We start from the raw sequence: 16,282 nt of genomic DNA, 5'->3' as shown, positions 1-16,282 counted from the left end.
TTAAAATGTTGTCAGTATTTCCAGTAAGAAAATTATCTTCATTATTGTTATCATTTGTATTGATGGTAACGATTGGAGTTAACTCTGTGGAATCTCCTGTAAATGGCTCCACAACTGCTTCTAATATAACTTCTACATCTTCCAGCCCACTTCTGTTGCCTTCACAACAAGATTTATACTTTAATTCAACATCCGAAGATGGTGAATCAAAAATAACCGAACAGATAAAAGAGCTTCTGAGAGAGCGTATAGACAATAACAAAACTAACGCTGCAATTGCCATAGGACTTGTAGATAAAAATGGTACTCAATTCTACAGTTATGGTCAATTATCACATAATAGCAATGCCAAAGTAGATCAAAATACTATATTTGCAATTGGATCTAACACTAAAGTATTTACTGCACTCCTCCTTGCAGATATGGTCAATAACGGTCTTGTTAATTTAGACGACCCTGTTGAAAGATATCTTCCTGTCAATGTTACCGTTCCCCAATATAAAGGTCATAAGATTACGCTTGAGGATTTGGCAACTCATACCTCTGGCCTGCCAGAATGGCCCTATAATTATTGTCCTCAATACGACCCATCTAGAGCATCTGTTCAGGATTCTATCCAGTTCCGATTAGGTCTTATTAACTGTACTAAAGATTACACCATCAAGCAATTCTATCAAGCATTATCTAACACATCTTTATCTGGAGAACCTGGTTCGCAGTTTCATTACTCAACATTTGGCTCCGGCTTACTTGGTCATATATTGGTACTAAAATCAAACATGTCTTCATATGAAGAACTTTTACAAAAAAGGATTTTAGATGTATTGGGAATGAATAGTACTGGGATTAATCTCTCTGAGCAAGATAAGATGCGTTTAGCCATAGGGCACTACAAAGGTCAAGAGATTCCAATGTGGAATCTATCGGCTCCTATTGAGGGAGGTGGTGCTATATATTCTACAGCAGCCGATATGGTAAAATTCCTATCTGCAAATATAGGATTAATTAAAACCGTATTAGATAAGCCAATGCAAGATTCGCATTTGATAAGACATGGTACTGGTCAACTATTGCCAAATAACTTACAAACATCAGAAGGTGCGAAACTTGATTATTATGTAGGGCTAGGGTGGATTATTACTACAAACTTTGGTCATGAGATCATTTGGCATAATGGTGCTACTGCCAGTGGTTATAACGCTTTCATGGGTTTTAATCCGACCACGGAAAGGGGTGTTGTCATACTAACCAGTGATGATATAACTAGCAACAATGTATCTAACATTGTTTTTAATGATAAAGATACACTGTCTAACTTGATAATGGATCTTTTAACAAGGAACTAAGTTATGAAGAAAAACATTTTCTTTGTTTGTTAGTTATAATATTACAATTCCGATCTACAAAAACTTTGTTTATGGTTATTTATTATTTTACTCTTTCTACAACTCCTCCCACACTGGGCTTTTACTCTGCAATCGTCTCTGCATTGTTCAATAAGTATTTAAAATAATCAAATTCACTTTAAATAAAAGACTGAGATTCAACATAGCAGTAAGATAAACATGACTAAATAAGAGATAGTGGGTAAAGTGATCTGTATTTACAGTCTAACCATTAGTTTGGTTATCTTCCCCCTCTTGTTCCTCGTCAGAATTAGAAGAACCTTGACTCTGACTAAACATCAGGTCATCTAATACGTTACCTCTGAGGTTTGTTTTGTCACTACCCGCACCATTGTCTTCATCTGGAGTCTGGGTTATGGGACTACAATTACCATTCTTGTCAACTGCCACATTTTCAGGACATTTTTCAGTTGAAGTCGGAGGAGCGTTTCCGGATGGTGGTTGAGGAGAAATGATATCGTTATTTAGTTTACCTGGTTTGTTATAGTAACAGTTTTCGTAGTCGCCAGTTTGCGGGTTTATCTGACATGTTTGACACGCATAATTCCCAGCTGAAGCTTGCCAGCAACAAGTAGCCTGTAGATCACCACGACTATTATCGCAAATAGCAATACAACCAGGAGCACCATTTCCAAAGCAAGGGTCAGGTGGAGCGGCAGACACAAGGGTGATTGAAATGGGGAAATAAAACAATACAACAATGACAAATACGAACATCGAGCTAAAAATTATTTTATTAATGTTTTTCATGACAAATACCATACAAAGTCGTTATTAAAGATTATGATAAGAGATCTTTCCATAAAATCTTTATCTTTTATCATTGGGAATTGAGAGATGTCCTCGCAGTGTCATATTACCATTCAAGAGATCTACGAGAAGGTTAATTAAATAGTGATCAAGTTTGAAACTAAGAAAATTCAAAAAATAGTTGGATTTTTAGTCGCAATCTGCACCAAGTTGGTCTGCTAATTCGCTTGGATGACTGGCTAAATTACCAATTCCTTGTCGTGGTTCGTCAAAACTTGAAGAATGTTTCCCATTTGTCTGGATTTACCAAAATCTAATGCTGCTTCGCCAAAACAATTAGGATCGGATGGTTTTTTAGCAAGGACTAAGCTAGTTTGTGAGGTTGCAATTATTGTTGAAAAAAGACCAAACATAGCAATTATGGCAAATATTGTTATTATTTACTTGTTCATTCACTTTTCTAACAGAATTCGAATATTCAAGTTTATCTTAGATGTTTCATAGAAAATTTAAAAATACGATTTGTATGTTATAAAGGCAATGAGGATTATGACAATGATAACAGAGATTCCTATAATGACAAAAGTGGAAGATAGGGAATAGGTCGATTACAGGGAAATACTCAATAATATCATTGTATTTGGTGTACAAGAATAAGATGTAGATGGTTACTGTTATTTGCATAACCGTTCAAAAACTTCTTTTTATGCCGTATTACAACACTGCCTTTCCTTTGACTAATCTCTACTTCGTATTTGCGAATAATTTATATATATTGTATTTTATTAACAATACGATGAATAAAATTGCTTTGGCATTTACTTCAATCGCATTGATTGGAGCAATTGCATTAATAACACAACTTTCAGGTTCCACAGTATTTGCACAACAAACAGAACAATCAACACCTTTCGTTGTACAAAATACAACTAAATCAATGCAAGATCCATTACCAGGTCACGAAATGCATCAGATTGTGATTGCTGCTCCACCTCGAGATGACGGTAAAATATATTCAGGAATTGCTTCTTTTACTGCAAGTCAACCAGTTGAAGTAGTAATGTTACATCCATATCAATCAGGACAAAATACAACTGAGACCGGAGAGCCATTAAATGCACCCTTTGGTGATGGCAAAGTTGCAATATCTTTGATGAAACAATTTACCGACACTCCAGTTAGTTCAGGTTCATTTGTATTTGCTGGTAACGCATTGGCATTTCATAATATAGAAGGAAAACCATTTGTTATAACATACACTGTAGACGGACATATTGATTCATTAACTCAATAATATCGAACAAAAGATCTTTTTTCATTTATTTTATTTTATTTTATTTATAATTTATATGTAAAATTTTTATCTCTATTATGATTATCTAATTCAAACTATATTTATCTACCATATAAGTTTCCAGATACTACTACTATAAATTAATTTCTCTAGATTAGCCTATTAATTTAATATATTTGACAAATATATTTTACCTTTCTAGATTTTTGAGAAGAATGTCAAATATACACAATATTAGAATAAATGTTTGATAAAATGAATTTAAATACAAGAGTCATCATTCCAGCTATAATCTTTGTAGGCATTTTGTCGGTTGGATTAATTTCTTATGGTCAAATTCAACAAACAAACGCACAATCTACAGGCTTTCCTGGTTTAGACAAGATACCTGGACTTGATATTTTTAATAAATTCGTAGGAGAACATAATAGTAACAACAATGGACCATCAAACTCAAATGCAGATTATCTTGATATAGATAAGGCTGTAGTTGGAACAGATGCAAAGAAGGTACAAGCAGTGTTACAAGCTCATGGACATATTCCAAAAGATGGTAGCGGAGGTGCATTTGGATATGGTATCTTGACAACAAAGGATATTAGTGCCGTTATGGTAAGCACCACTCATAAAGGAGTTTTAGACAGCAAAGAGCAAAAAAACAAGAACGATCCAGTATGGCATAATCATTATGTATCTTTGGGTGAGGATACTAAAAATTGCGGCAGTAACCAAGCAGTAACTTCAATCACATATCAATCCCCTGGTCAAGTATTGGTAAGCAAGGATAAAGCAATAATGTCAAATCTTCCAGCCAAATTCACAGGTACTAATGCACTAGACAATAATAAACCTTTGACTCTAAACCCTGGCACGAATATAAAAAATGTAGTCTCCTTCAAACTTCAACCAGTTTTTGAATCAGATGCCCCAGACGCCAAACTACTAGCTGTATGTGTTACTGATATCCACCCTGCAGACAAAGTCATAAAAAACTAACTCTTTTTTTTATTTGAGATCTCATTTTTTCCTGGGCAATAGTCAATAATTTTTTAAAATTTATTACCTATGTAGATTTGCATGGTTTTTCATTCTCTAATAATATATCAAAATTATATGCATAATTCTGAGCATTTTAATAAATGATATGCTAATTAGTATCTGTTACCTTATGACAATAAGAACTATCTCCTTGTTAATAAATTCGCAAAATTTCGTGTCCAACCACTTTTAAGTTCATGTTATTTTTCCATCTGTCAAATTTATGTCCATATTGAAATTGCGGATTTGATATACCTTTACCACTCAAATCATTCAATGTCAATCATGACTCCTTATTGATGTTTTGGAAATGCATGTGCAAAAATGTATAAAAACAGATAACTAAATCATAAATCAGTTGTGAAATGTGATTTCGAGTTACTCCCTACTTTGATTAATTCAGGGCTTTAGAGCATCACCCGTTTTAATCTACTAATTTGTCATTTGTGTAGTTAAATATCTTTATCTCTGAGTCTATCACGATACTTTACATTTGTTTCTTGCGAAATCTAATATTACAAGCAAAGTAATGATAATTCTATTGCCTCACCTACCTCAAACAATCATTCTACGTAAAGCTCTTCTAGGTAGTATATCCAAACATAGGATAAACGAATTTGGATTTTCAATATATCTACAACCAAATAATGTTATTACAAAGTTATTCCTAACTGATCAATTTCCTATTAATCGATATAATTCAAAATTTTCCTTCTTCAAATTTTCAAGGCTAATAGGTGGATATCCTTTATCATATTTTAATTGCTCCTCTATCCTTTCTGGATATCTCCATTTCACAGTCTCTATTTTGCTACATTTATCTAACCACTGAGTTATTACTTCTATCACATCAAGTTTTGACAATTTCTTGATGTTTAACAGATAGGGAATTAATATATGCCATAGACAATAATATCTATGATCGCCAATTGGAGTAGCAAGTAATTTTTCTATCCAATTAATTCTGGATTTGGATTCGTTAGAATTGATTTTGTTATTCCTGTCCTTTAAATTTTCAAATTCAGATTTCAATTGCTCTAGATGTTCAATGAACGGTAATGTAATGGAGTTAGCAATGGCCTCAATACCATTCCACGCTTCAATTATTTTCACCGTCTCACTACATTTTGAGTTGACAGTTTCTGGGATTCTAATAAGACATGAGTTAACAGATGGACTATGCCTTGGGTCGCCCCTACTATTTGTAAGATATTTTTCTGCAAAGCGGATGAATTCCGTAGTAAGATCATTTTTAATATAAGGAGTGTAGTCTTTTATTTCTTTGAAATCGTTAAGAGTTTGCTTTTTACCATCATCCGCAACTATCTTGATAGGCTGATAAATATGGTAGCCTCCTCCTGTCCATAAAACGGTAGGGTGACCGTTAATCTCTGTCTTAATTTTCTTTAAGGTTTGATCCAAGATGTAGTCCAATTTTCCCAACGGATACTTGCACACAGAACAAAGTGGCAAATCCAAATCTATAAATATAAAAGTTGGAGAGGGTGGACTTTTGTCTATATCATTAAACTGTGGATAGCCATTAATTCTACAATCAATATTATGGGCAGAAGTAAAATACTTGAGTATCTCTTTTTTATTTTCTACAAATACTTGGCCATTCGTTTTGGATGTCATTATTGAACGTGGATAAATGAATTCTTGACCTTTAAAATGGGAAAGGATAAACTCACAGTTATTATCAATCATACTGTTTTCCTTCACTTTATGGAATGATAAGATGCGAAATGCAAATAAATCTATCATTGAAAAATTCGTTGATATCATTTCTTTTCCTTTGGATTTTATTAGTCTAGAACCCAAAAAAATAGGAAATCAAGAAAGACATGTGAATTCATTCAATACCGTATCTTTAAGTTTTTTCTTTGACTGAATGTTTTGACCTTCTTGTGGAGTCACAATAAATTCCATTTGTTAATTCAAAAAAGAATAATTCTTTGGATTTACTACTAAAAAATATTATTATAATAGGGTTTTACCATTTAAGAGTTCTATCGTAGGTAATATGAGGAAGTCTAATTACTGAGACTACAGCAATGCGGTTAAGACGATCCATATATTTGAGATCACTCTGGGTAATTCTCCTAAATAGTTGCAAAAAAAATAAAATTTATCATTGTTATGAATTTAAATATAATGCATTAACTGCTAACCTTAATTATTTTACTTTTTTTTAGATCCGAAAGGTGGGATAAATTCTACTAGATAAGTCAGCGATTTCCTCTCCGATTTTTGTAAATGCTCTAGGCCTTCTGTTCATAAAGCATCGTTTAACATGGAGTAAATATACTACCTTTGGATAAAGTGATCCATAATATTTTCAACTTGGCTTATAAATTTAAAACACTTTAACCAAATTCTTTGATACCATATATCCACCAATCTTTATGGATTTGTTGCTATGCCTTGATGATATAGTAATTTGATTATCACTTTGGTAAGGTGTAAACCAGAATCTTTCAAAGATCCTAAATATTGTACTTGAGCAATATGTGATTGTATACGATAAGACATTTTTTAATAGACTAGTTTGACCTATGTTAGTTGAAGTTGCGTTCTCATCCTTTACTTCAGTCGGAATATTGTCAAAAATATTTTCGAATGTTAAGTTTTCAGTGTTAATTGATGAGTTTGAATTAAAACTTATCAAGTAGTTACCTAACTTGTTTGATATGCCTCGATTATCCTTCTAAAATTTAGTACTTTGAACTTGTAAGATTATCTAAAACATAGTCTCTCCAACTTTAACTGTCAGTTATGGGTAATTCCTATGATGCCATAAATGCCTAAAGTCATTACTTAATTTGACAATTATCTTGTACAATCTTTGTAAATATAATTCATCCTAGTTTACAAATATGTATTGTCTCATTACCAAAGGATATATAGTTAAACATGAGAAAAGTAAAGAGACGCCATTTGCGACTCTATGTCCCATATCTTAATGCAGTGACGTGGAAACGCTACTATAGTGATACGATCAGTATATCTTGACAACTATTGATCAAATTTGATCATTTTTGATTTAGTTTACAGTTTTTATTCTTAAATTATACGATCTTTCAAGAATACCAACATAACATCGCCAGTTATATCTTCATCAACTTGGCTCACTGATTTGATAATTGCTTAAAATTCGAGTTCTATTGTAGAAAATACCCATGCAGATATCTCCACCCATACTTTACCAGAAAATTCTGATTGAAATTTGTTCTAGATATATCTTGTAGTCTTTTTAATATTATTTCATAAATATTTATAGTAAATATACATTACCAATAGGCAGAGCGTAAATAAGTCGAAAATGATCGCTGAACATTAAAAGAGTATGAATAGGGTTAGCGAAACAGAATGAATTTCATTTCAAACTAGTTCCTACCCCTAGGATGTGTTCAGCTTTGCCTGGCTTGACAATATTATGTTCGTAATAACTAACTACTTCTAGTGGCTTGTGTTTTTGATGATTTTGAGTATCGTAGCTATGCAAGGAATTAGACCAATTTAATGAAACCTTTATTGTTTCCTGAATTTGATTTTTTATGATTTAATTCTAGTAAGAATATATAAAACCAATTTTTCTTGTCGGCAGGCATTGTTGGATTTGTAGGTTTGTTATGTGTGAATTAGATTATTTTTTTGTAATGTTGCTTTATGGATAATATTAGTTCAAGATATTCAATTGCAACTGAGCCAAAATAAAATCCAATGTGTTACTCTTCCGTACAAATGAATAACTTTCTCTGGTTAATTTTATATTGAAATATTTAACAATTAATAATCTAATTCGTGTTAGGAAGAAACACGTTTGGTTATCATTCTCATGAATGGAAGGATTTTGGATTTCCAGAAAATTTACTTACGTAGTAATTGATTAAATTATCCTTGGCTACTTGATACCTAAAATGTAAATTTCTATCATTCGACTGAGGAATATATTGATTTTTATAATTAAGCAAAGTCAGTCAAAGTCGTGTATACTATTATCAATTTGTTTGTTTAATATAAAAGATATAGTAATGTGATCTTCTTCCTTGTTTCCAATTACAACCATCCCTTACAATTTGGAAATACCAAAATGAGTCTTTTATTTAATCGAATAACTGCTGTCTTGTTTAAATGAAATTTTTTGAATCATTTTTCCTCACCATCTTTTTTAAATTGATTACTCATGGTCTAATCGAGGGACTTCCCTAGAACTTAACCTGTATCCATAGTATTTTGGAACAGAATTCTTAGTTTATCCGTATAGATACTCCTCAGATATTTATGGTTAGATTTTTATGGTTTACCTTGTAGTTCGCTTTCGTTTGCAATTGAATACATTATCCTTAAATTTATGAACGTATTTAATATTATCGCATCGACATACGCCTATACAATAAACTAGTGTAGCGGTCTACCTATCTTCACTTCTGGTAGTGTTCGTTCTTCAAGTAGACCGTTACCAAACATTTCCTATTAATACTATTTAACATGTACCTGGTTATTACGTAGCTTAGAAATATCTTCACCATCTTTTATAGATGAATTCTCGTACGGAATGAAATGAATTTATTTAATAAAACAAATCTGATTAGTATTTACACTTTGCATTAGAGTAATTTTTTGGTGAATTATCAATCATATTTAATTCCAACAAGTATTATATCTGGAAATAATATTAGTAATAAACGCAACTTGAAAATAATTTTATATCTGAATGTAGAGAATGCAAATAGTGGACGGAGAATCAGATAGCGAGATAGGAGCCCATAATACTACAATAGTTTCTCAATTTACTAAACAAGCCATTCCATTTAAAGAAATGTCTCAGCATTCAAATCATTATGGTATGAATTTGATGTTGAAATTAAGTGAACCAAAACAACATGACACAGTTTTAGATGTTGCATGTGGTCCTGGAATTGTATCGTGTGAATTTGCTAAACTGGTACGATATGTAAAGGGGATAGACTTAACTCCAGCTATGATAGAACAAGCAAAGCAGCTCCAGAAAGAAAAGAACCTAGATAATATGGAGTGGGAAATAGGGGATGTATCTACGTTACCCTTTCAGGATAATGAATTCTCAATTGTAGTAACGCGTTATAGCCTTCATCATATGATTAATCCGAATAGAGTCATTAAGGAGATGTATCGTGTATGTAAGCCTGGAGGGAAAATATTAGTGGTAGATGTTACTCCTGAAAAGGATAAAAGAGAGTTGTACAATATGGTAGAGAAATTGCGCGATCCTTCTCACACCGAAGCGCTAACTCTTGATGAGTTGAGATTGTTATTAGAGAGTGAATCTATAATAGATATAAAGACTGAACATCATGATTTGGAAATGAAGCTTGAAGATATATTAAACGCATCATTTCCTAGTCCCGAGGATAAGAAGAAAATTTTAACTCTTTTTAAAGATGACGTCATAAATAATAATTTGGGAATGAATAGTCAAAATAGAGATGGAAAAATATATTTCTATTTTCCAATTTCGATGCTTATTGGGTTTAAACCCAAATAGCTTTTTTAAATTTTTTATTAAATTTGAAAATATGACTTGTTTCTTTTGCTATTTTTTGTTACACTCAAATAAAATATATAATTAATTGGAATTACACTGTTTGTCTTATTACTAAAGTCCCTTTGATTTCGACCAATTGTTGTTAACTTGACTACAAATCTACTTTTATACCTGCTCATAAACCAATTGAATGGTAATTTGATCAACCCGGGTAGATTATAGTTATAGCATGTTAGTGCATATTGTTTTATTCATTAATGTTAACGAAATTTATATATTGAGCAAACAGTGAACGTACCTCATATTGACACTGCTGAATTTAGTTCTGTGTTCCTAACTTGAAATACCATTCAAAAGTATTAATTGGAAATTCATTTGCAATTGACATACTCAAAGCTACTTATACAATCCTTTTTGCACAACACTGTGGAAATAGTGAATATTCATTGATATTTACGTACTGAGTTTGATGTATGATGAAATATATGCCAAGAAAGAAAAAAATAATTAGAAAACAAATTAATGTCGAAAAAAGAATTAATTCATTTGCTTTTATCAGTTAATTTATTTATTAGGGAAAATCTGTTTTTAGGTTTTGTATGCTTCCCAGAGAGACTGATTGTTCTTAATCTTGCTCCATCCATCCTCCTCAGACCCTATCGCTACTATCTGGATATCACTGAAATACCTGTCTAAAACGGCCTCTCTTTCTGATACAAGAGGTGGATCATTGCTATCTTCTTCAATCCAAATAGCATTCTTATTGTTATCTACTTTTGCATTTTCCAAACTTCTTTGTAATGATTTGCCAAAAGGTATTAAAGTATGGATCATTCCATGGTCAATGTCGTACCGAAGATCAGATATGTTATCTCTTGGTTTTGCTCTTACTTCATAAAATGTCATGATCGTCATAGGTGGAGGACAGTTAAAAAGTGTTAATTTGATCTTTCGACAAAAAAGTGGAATAAATTATTAATCCTGACCTGATAGTTTTTTGTGACTGAATAAAATATAATCTGTGATTGTCTTATTGTAGCAGTCCTTCGGCACCATAAAATACACTAGATGTTGTAATTTTATTATCTTTGAATTCAAATTTTTCCATAACCAATGTTCTATCAATCTCGTTTAATGATACGATATACTCAAGTACTAGTGTATCGTTATGAACAATTACTTCTTTTGCTTCAAATCTCGAATTCGAATATTTTTCGAGTGCTAAGGTCCAGTATTCTTCTAGTTCCTTTTTATTACTTAATTGCAATGACCTTCGGTTAGGGAGTATGCTCTTAATCTTGGGACTAGAAAGCTGAATTTCATCTGAATACATTTCTAATAACGCATCCAATTCTTGATTATTCCATGCGCTTATCTATTTTTCCACATGCTTTTTAGCAAATATATCCGTAAGCGTCATCTCAAATACTGTATCAGTTTAATACAAAATTACTTTATATTGTTTGCAAATGAAATCCACTTTAAAATTAAAGTTATTTTGATACATCATCGGTAAATGGATGGATTTTTTTTCTTGTATTGTTTTAGATGTGATATTAAGATGACCAATGTCTATAGTTCTGTAATTGATAAACTGATCCAGACACTACATTTGATATTAAGTCAGGTTTTTTACTTGTAATTTGGACACTTATTTTTGGGAGTCAAAGTGAGCGAACAACTTTGTACGTCTGGCCATGATGTTTGCACTAGATAAATAAAGAAGCCACGCTAGGATTGTGGTGATTATTGAAATTTGAGAAGTATCTAAATTGCTTGTGGAGTACAAAAGGAGATAAGTTGATACAAATTTAGTAACTAAATAGCTAATTTCGGATATACCTAAAGTAGATAATAGTTTGAGTATCATTGACTTTATAGACCATTCGGTAGAGTATGAGGTTATTCGTTCTCTTTTTTTCTTCCAGTCTAAATAAAACAGAAAGATAAACAGAGAATTAAATATTATAAAATCACCAACTAGAGATAGTATGGCTATCTCAAGATGATTGTTAGCAAAAATATTCGATGCCACCGCAAGTATTATCATATCACATATTGCTGTGACTATTGCGGAGACAATGATATTCTTGTTAAAATCAATAATATTTTTGTAACTGTAATAATAATCTTTGATGAGACATATTATTCTCATCACTGTATTGTAGTTCCTAGGTTATATTAAAATAGCCTGGATAATATTTCGTTATAAACGATCATATCTTTGAATTATTAATGAGAATAATCAGGATTAATATAAAAAATCGATATTATCAACTTAATATGTCTTATTTTTATGTTCGCTTCAACTCTTGTCTTCTTGATATTATTACGAAGTAGACTAAAACTATATTTTTTTGTCAAAATCATTTTGAAAGGAACGGTTATGAATATACTAAGATGTTCAAAGTCTGAGCAGGGTTTTTGAAATATTATTCCACTCCGATTTAATTGTCTTTGCAACGCTAATATATTTTGTTCATTAAAAGCCACTTAGGATTTTACCCTTATGCAATCAAAAAGAAAAATTAAATGATACCACATATTACCAATTGGAAATATCTTCTGGTTTACTTATGTTCTATTCGCTATTTCTAGGAGGATAACAACAGGCTTGGAATGGAAAAGGAGTGCGCAATTTGTATCGGCTATGATCTCCTCCTGGTTTGAGGATTAATTTGAATTTTTACCTGGATACAATCTAATTCATATACAAAGGTCGATTAAGTTGTCTAATAGTTTCTTCCTAGCAATTTTGCGTCAGGTAAATTCTATCTATACAGCACCAATTGTACTTTGGTCACAAATATATTCAAATTATTAAATGTAATATTCAAACGGTCCGAATCTGTCCCAATGACCTGATTAATATTATTGGTGAAATTAAAATAGATCATTAATTATAAGGGATTAAGGTTTAAATAATTTGAAATGATAATAATATCTGTGATATTGTAGATTGAATATCATTGAAAACGAAATTCCCTATTTAGTTGAAGCAAAAACTTGTGGCTGTAATGAGCATGGGAAGAGTGTTTCGTATCATTTCATAGAATCAACACATGGATTGTGTCTAGATAAGATCGAATTAATGTCTGCTCAAATCCAAGCTTGTGAAAGGTTATTGAAATATGCAAAAGATGAACCAGAGAGTATACTCCTTAAAGATGAGATCGCTCACTTGCGTCTAGCTTCGGATATGATCCAATATTAGTTATTTCGCAGGATACAACAAATTTATAGAAGCACTATTTTTGATTTTTTAGTGCATGATTAAACAAAATCTTATGTTTATATATATCTCTTTGTAGTAATACAATCTTGAAGACTGAGATTATTTGTAGCGATAAATGTATATGTTACTAGTAGTGTCGCTATATCTATTATCTAAAATGTGTTCCTACTGTTAGTACTTGGATACTTAAATGAAATAGAACCAAGATCTTAACAAGTATTGCTTTATTTGTAGATATAGGTTTATCTGAGAAAGCATCTTGTTTTTTTCATTAGGCATAAAATACAACAACATGTTACTATGCTTTAACGTTCATTAACAAATTATTAGTTTGTATATAATTGGACATAATGATTGATTTTGCATGGGATGGCAATGTGAAAAAGGTGGTTTTCTCAAGACCTGAATGTCATTTTTATTTAAACAGGTATTCAAACGGCGGTTTCTAGGTTGTGATAAATTGTGTTAATTAACAAATTTAAACGACACTTTACAGATTTGAATAATTATTTTACTAAGCAAGCAATTTTTCATCATTTGTTAGAAGAAGATGGATGTAAACATAAAATCTAATATATTTTATAAGATTGTATAACTACAATTAGGTTAATGACTGAAATGCGATGTAGAGTCGTGCCCGAACCTCATCATGAACACAAGGCAGTTTTTAGACAGACTTTTGTGAAATCCCCATACTTTGATGGAGATGATTACGAAAATGTCGTTTCTACTAAAACTTCATATCTTTGCGGTAATTGTGAATTTGTCCTAGCAAAGAATATTCACTCAGATCAAATTCTTCAGCTCTTAAATATCACTCAAATTGAAAATGGAATTGTATTACAGTGCCCTCAATGCCAAAAGTTCAATGAATTGGGTGCTAAAATGGATTAAATTTAAAAATCTAGTATAAAACAAAAAGGAAAAGTAATGATTTTGCTCAGTTTTATGATAAATTATATATATAAACAATAGTGATCGTTTCTTAGGTTCAATAGAATAGATATCTTTAATACCCTTATTATCGAAGTCAGGTTGGAAAGGAAAGATAAGGTAAGATTGTCTGGAAAATCCCAATTAATGGAAGACGATCATGAGTTATCAACTCTTGATTTAGGCACGATGGAATTTATGAAGTGGTTAATGGCGGATAAAGAAAATACACGGGATTGCTTGGTAGTTGTAAAAGATTTTTTTGAAAATAAATACGTGATTTTGTTTGATAAATGTATTTCAAAATCTGTAATAGTAGGCTATCGCGATAGCATGCCGTGGTGCATGAATTGTAATACTGACGATTGTGGACATGTTGGATTTGCTATTTGTTTAAAGCAGCATTGTGATAGAAATGATCAGCTTATTTATTGATTAGCCTAGTGAGAGAGTAACGTTTCCTCTCATTTTTGACCTAAAATTAAAATTCCTAAAGAAATGAAATGACTTATTAGTCATATGTTGCTTTGCCCAAAGGTTGATCCTTATCTGCTTTAGTATCCTTTTTAAATCTCTCTGTTAATCTCCAGCCATACTTAATAACATATGGAGAAATAAATGTCGTAATTATGGTCATAGTACCAATCATTGGTAGTATAAAAGCACTGGCCGCCCCCACGTCGATACCTCCTTTTGCAACTACTAACGCTATTTCACCACCTGAGGACGATAAACCTACCGCCGTTCGTGCTGAAGTAATATTGCTAACTTTTTGCATTCTTGAAGATATATAAACAGTCAAGAATTTTGCACCTATTGACACTCCAATCAATATTAAAGCAGGTATAATAAATTGAGGAATAAGTTTAAAGTCCATCAACGCACCTACAGATACAAAAAACAGTGCTGCAAAAATATCCTTTACAGGAGTGGCAAGGACGCTGGTTACTGCATGGGATCTTGACTCTGCTATCAATACCCCTGCAAAAAATGCACCTGCGGCAACTGATATGCCAAGTTGAAAAGATATGAACGCAAATCCAAAGGCAACTCCTACTGCAGCAACTATCAAAACATCGTGTTGATTAGTTCGCGCTACTATATCTATTAATTTGGGGACGATTTTGGACCCGACTGCCAAAACTGCCGTGATGAACCCGATTGTAATAGCTATGGATATCATTATTTCGTTTATCGATATATCTCCACTTACACCTGCGGACTGAAATACCGCAAGTAATGAAATAATTAGTATATCTTCTATTATGGCTGTTCCGAGAATCAGTGTTGCTGATTCCTCTTTCATCATGTTCAGCTCTCCTAACACCCGCATAACAATCACAGTGCTTGTTACCGATATTGCTAAAGCTATAAACAAACTGTCATAGAATCCCAGTCCTAGAGCCTGTGCTGTAAGAAATCCTATAGCGAGAGTACCTAAAGCTTCGCTGGTTGCTATAATTATTGCTTTTCTGCCTATTCGCTTTAGTTTTTGAATTGGAAATTCCATCCCTACTGTGAAGAGTAATAATATTACTCCCATTTCCGCGAAGAGATTTAAGACATCAGTATTGTGTATCAAACTAAAAGGAGGAGTATGTGGTCCTATAATTATACCAGCAACAATGAATCCAATAACTATAGGTTGTTTCAACCTATAAAAAATCAAAGTCATTACCGAAGCTATTATCATTATCACTGCAAAATCTTGTAAAATTTGCTCAATTGGTATTTCCACAAGAAAGATAGTATTTTACGTTATTTAAATTCTAAGGGGCAAGACCTTTAATGATATCTTGTGTTAATATTCAATAACAAAGAATTTTATTACCTAGAAGTCAAAAAAAAATAAACTCCGGATAATAATGGAACTCCGATTTGAACCAGTTGGATTTCGTAATTTAGACGCATAGAATTTCTATGTAACATCATAAAAGTCGATGTAAACAAACTTGTATTTATTCAAATTGGGTATTGATTTCGTGACTAAGATGATTCTAAAAATGAGACATTTGCTTACGACATTGGCTTTACTAATTAAGAGTAATCTTTTTTTGTAAATTAGAAATATCTGACCTTCAAGCTATTCTTCATGT

The 16,282-nt window shown here is 32.0% G+C and carries 15 protein-coding genes; 7 read left to right on the top strand and 8 right to left on the bottom strand.

Annotated elements, in window-relative coordinates:
- The first annotated feature begins 5 nt into the window (after positions 1 to 5).
- Positions 6 to 1,346: a serine hydrolase domain-containing protein gene (locus F1Z66_RS03140; protein WP_159357538.1), complete on the top strand. Its 1,341-nt coding sequence runs from the start codon at positions 6 to 8 to the stop codon at positions 1,344 to 1,346.
- 264 nt (positions 1,347 to 1,610) lie between these two features.
- Here F1Z66_RS03140 and F1Z66_RS03135 read toward each other — a convergent pair whose 3' ends face one another.
- Complete coding sequence (locus tag F1Z66_RS03135) at positions 1,611 to 2,156, bottom strand: hypothetical protein (protein WP_149862152.1); 546 nt, start codon at positions 2,154 to 2,156, stop codon at positions 1,611 to 1,613.
- Between the two features lie 239 nt (positions 2,157 to 2,395).
- Positions 2,396 to 2,569 (bottom strand): hypothetical protein, encoded by a 174-nt coding sequence (locus F1Z66_RS15205; protein WP_154670474.1) that lies wholly within the window; start codon positions 2,567 to 2,569, stop codon positions 2,396 to 2,398.
- A 383-nt stretch (positions 2,570 to 2,952) separates the two neighbouring features.
- On the opposite strand from F1Z66_RS15205, the gene F1Z66_RS03130 reads away from it, so the two are divergent.
- Both F1Z66_RS03130 and F1Z66_RS03125 read left to right on the top strand, forming a co-directional pair.
- On the top strand, positions 2,953 to 3,450 hold the full coding sequence (locus F1Z66_RS03130; RefSeq protein ID WP_149862151.1) for a hypothetical protein: 498 nt from the start codon (positions 2,953 to 2,955) through the stop codon (positions 3,448 to 3,450).
- 255 nt (positions 3,451 to 3,705) lie between these two features.
- The gene (locus F1Z66_RS03125; protein WP_149862150.1) at positions 3,706 to 4,446 is read left to right on the top strand and encodes a hypothetical protein; all 741 of its coding nucleotides are present in this window, start codon (positions 3,706 to 3,708) and stop codon (positions 4,444 to 4,446) included.
- Between the two features lie 717 nt (positions 4,447 to 5,163).
- On the opposite strand, the gene priX is transcribed toward F1Z66_RS03125, so the two are convergent.
- Positions 5,164 to 6,198, bottom strand: coding sequence for a DNA primase noncatalytic subunit PriX (gene priX, locus F1Z66_RS03120; RefSeq protein ID WP_159357537.1), 1,035 nt, complete (start codon positions 6,196 to 6,198; stop codon positions 5,164 to 5,166).
- A gap of 649 nt (positions 6,199 to 6,847) precedes the next feature.
- Positions 6,848 to 7,159, bottom strand: coding sequence for a hypothetical protein (locus F1Z66_RS03115; protein ID WP_149862148.1), 312 nt, complete (start codon positions 7,157 to 7,159; stop codon positions 6,848 to 6,850).
- Between the two features lie 2,067 nt (positions 7,160 to 9,226).
- Here F1Z66_RS03115 and F1Z66_RS03110 point away from each other — a divergent pair.
- Positions 9,227 to 10,018 (top strand): class I SAM-dependent methyltransferase, encoded by a 792-nt coding sequence (locus F1Z66_RS03110; protein ID WP_230207426.1) that lies wholly within the window; start codon positions 9,227 to 9,229, stop codon positions 10,016 to 10,018.
- Between the two features lie 588 nt (positions 10,019 to 10,606).
- Here F1Z66_RS03110 and F1Z66_RS03105 read toward each other — a convergent pair.
- The 3 genes from F1Z66_RS03105 to F1Z66_RS03095 form a co-directional block, all read right to left on the bottom strand.
- Complete coding sequence (locus F1Z66_RS03105; protein ID WP_149862146.1) at positions 10,607 to 10,924, bottom strand: hypothetical protein; 318 nt, start codon at positions 10,922 to 10,924, stop codon at positions 10,607 to 10,609.
- 124 nt (positions 10,925 to 11,048) lie between these two features.
- Entirely contained in the window at positions 11,049 to 11,393 is a 345-nt protein-coding gene (locus tag F1Z66_RS03100; RefSeq protein ID WP_255437884.1) for a nuclear transport factor 2 family protein, read from the bottom strand.
- Positions 11,394 to 11,669: 276 nt separating this feature from the next.
- A complete protein-coding gene (locus F1Z66_RS03095) occupies positions 11,670 to 12,176 on the bottom strand; it encodes a hypothetical protein (RefSeq protein WP_149862144.1) in 507 nt (168 codons plus the stop codon).
- A gap of 801 nt (positions 12,177 to 12,977) precedes the next feature.
- Here F1Z66_RS03095 and F1Z66_RS03090 point away from each other — a divergent pair.
- From F1Z66_RS03090 to F1Z66_RS03080, 3 genes are all read left to right on the top strand, one after another.
- A complete protein-coding gene (locus F1Z66_RS03090) occupies positions 12,978 to 13,232 on the top strand; it encodes a hypothetical protein (protein ID WP_149862143.1) in 255 nt (84 codons plus the stop codon).
- A gap of 654 nt (positions 13,233 to 13,886) precedes the next feature.
- On the top strand, positions 13,887 to 14,147 hold the full coding sequence (locus F1Z66_RS03085) for a hypothetical protein (protein ID WP_159357535.1): 261 nt from the start codon (positions 13,887 to 13,889) through the stop codon (positions 14,145 to 14,147).
- 165 nt (positions 14,148 to 14,312) lie between these two features.
- The gene (locus tag F1Z66_RS03080) at positions 14,313 to 14,621 is read left to right on the top strand and encodes a hypothetical protein (RefSeq protein WP_149862141.1); all 309 of its coding nucleotides are present in this window, start codon (positions 14,313 to 14,315) and stop codon (positions 14,619 to 14,621) included.
- A gap of 76 nt (positions 14,622 to 14,697) precedes the next feature.
- Here F1Z66_RS03080 and F1Z66_RS03075 read toward each other — a convergent pair whose 3' ends face one another.
- Complete coding sequence (locus F1Z66_RS03075; protein WP_230207425.1) at positions 14,698 to 15,924, bottom strand: cation:proton antiporter; 1,227 nt, start codon at positions 15,922 to 15,924, stop codon at positions 14,698 to 14,700.
- Positions 15,925 to 16,282: the final 358 nt, after the last annotated feature.

The sequence above is a fragment of the Candidatus Nitrosocosmicus agrestis genome (genome assembly GCF_008389435.1).
Taxonomy (GTDB): Archaea; Thermoproteota; Nitrososphaeria; order Nitrososphaerales; family Nitrososphaeraceae; genus Nitrosocosmicus; species Nitrosocosmicus agrestis.
This window is presented reverse-complemented; position numbering and strand designations above follow the sequence as displayed.

What these genes read in the sequence shown, in the direction of transcription:
- F1Z66_RS03140 (WP_159357538.1), top strand. Translation starts at nt 6, where the DNA reads ATGTTGTCAGTATTTCCAGTAAGAAAATTATCTTCATTATTGTTATCA.
- F1Z66_RS03135 (WP_149862152.1), bottom strand. Translation starts at nt 2,156, where the DNA reads ATGAAAAACATTAATAAAATAATTTTTAGCTCGATGTTCGTATTTGTC.
- F1Z66_RS15205 (WP_154670474.1), bottom strand. Translation starts at nt 2,569, where the DNA reads ATGTTTGGTCTTTTTTCAACAATAATTGCAACCTCACAAACTAGCTTA.
- F1Z66_RS03130 (WP_149862151.1), top strand. Translation starts at nt 2,953, where the DNA reads ATGAATAAAATTGCTTTGGCATTTACTTCAATCGCATTGATTGGAGCA.
- F1Z66_RS03125 (WP_149862150.1), top strand. Translation starts at nt 3,706, where the DNA reads ATGAATTTAAATACAAGAGTCATCATTCCAGCTATAATCTTTGTAGGC.
- priX (WP_159357537.1), bottom strand. Translation starts at nt 6,198, where the DNA reads ATGATTGATAATAACTGTGAGTTTATCCTTTCCCATTTTAAAGGTCAA.
- F1Z66_RS03105 (WP_149862146.1), bottom strand. Translation starts at nt 10,924, where the DNA reads ATGACATTTTATGAAGTAAGAGCAAAACCAAGAGATAACATATCTGAT.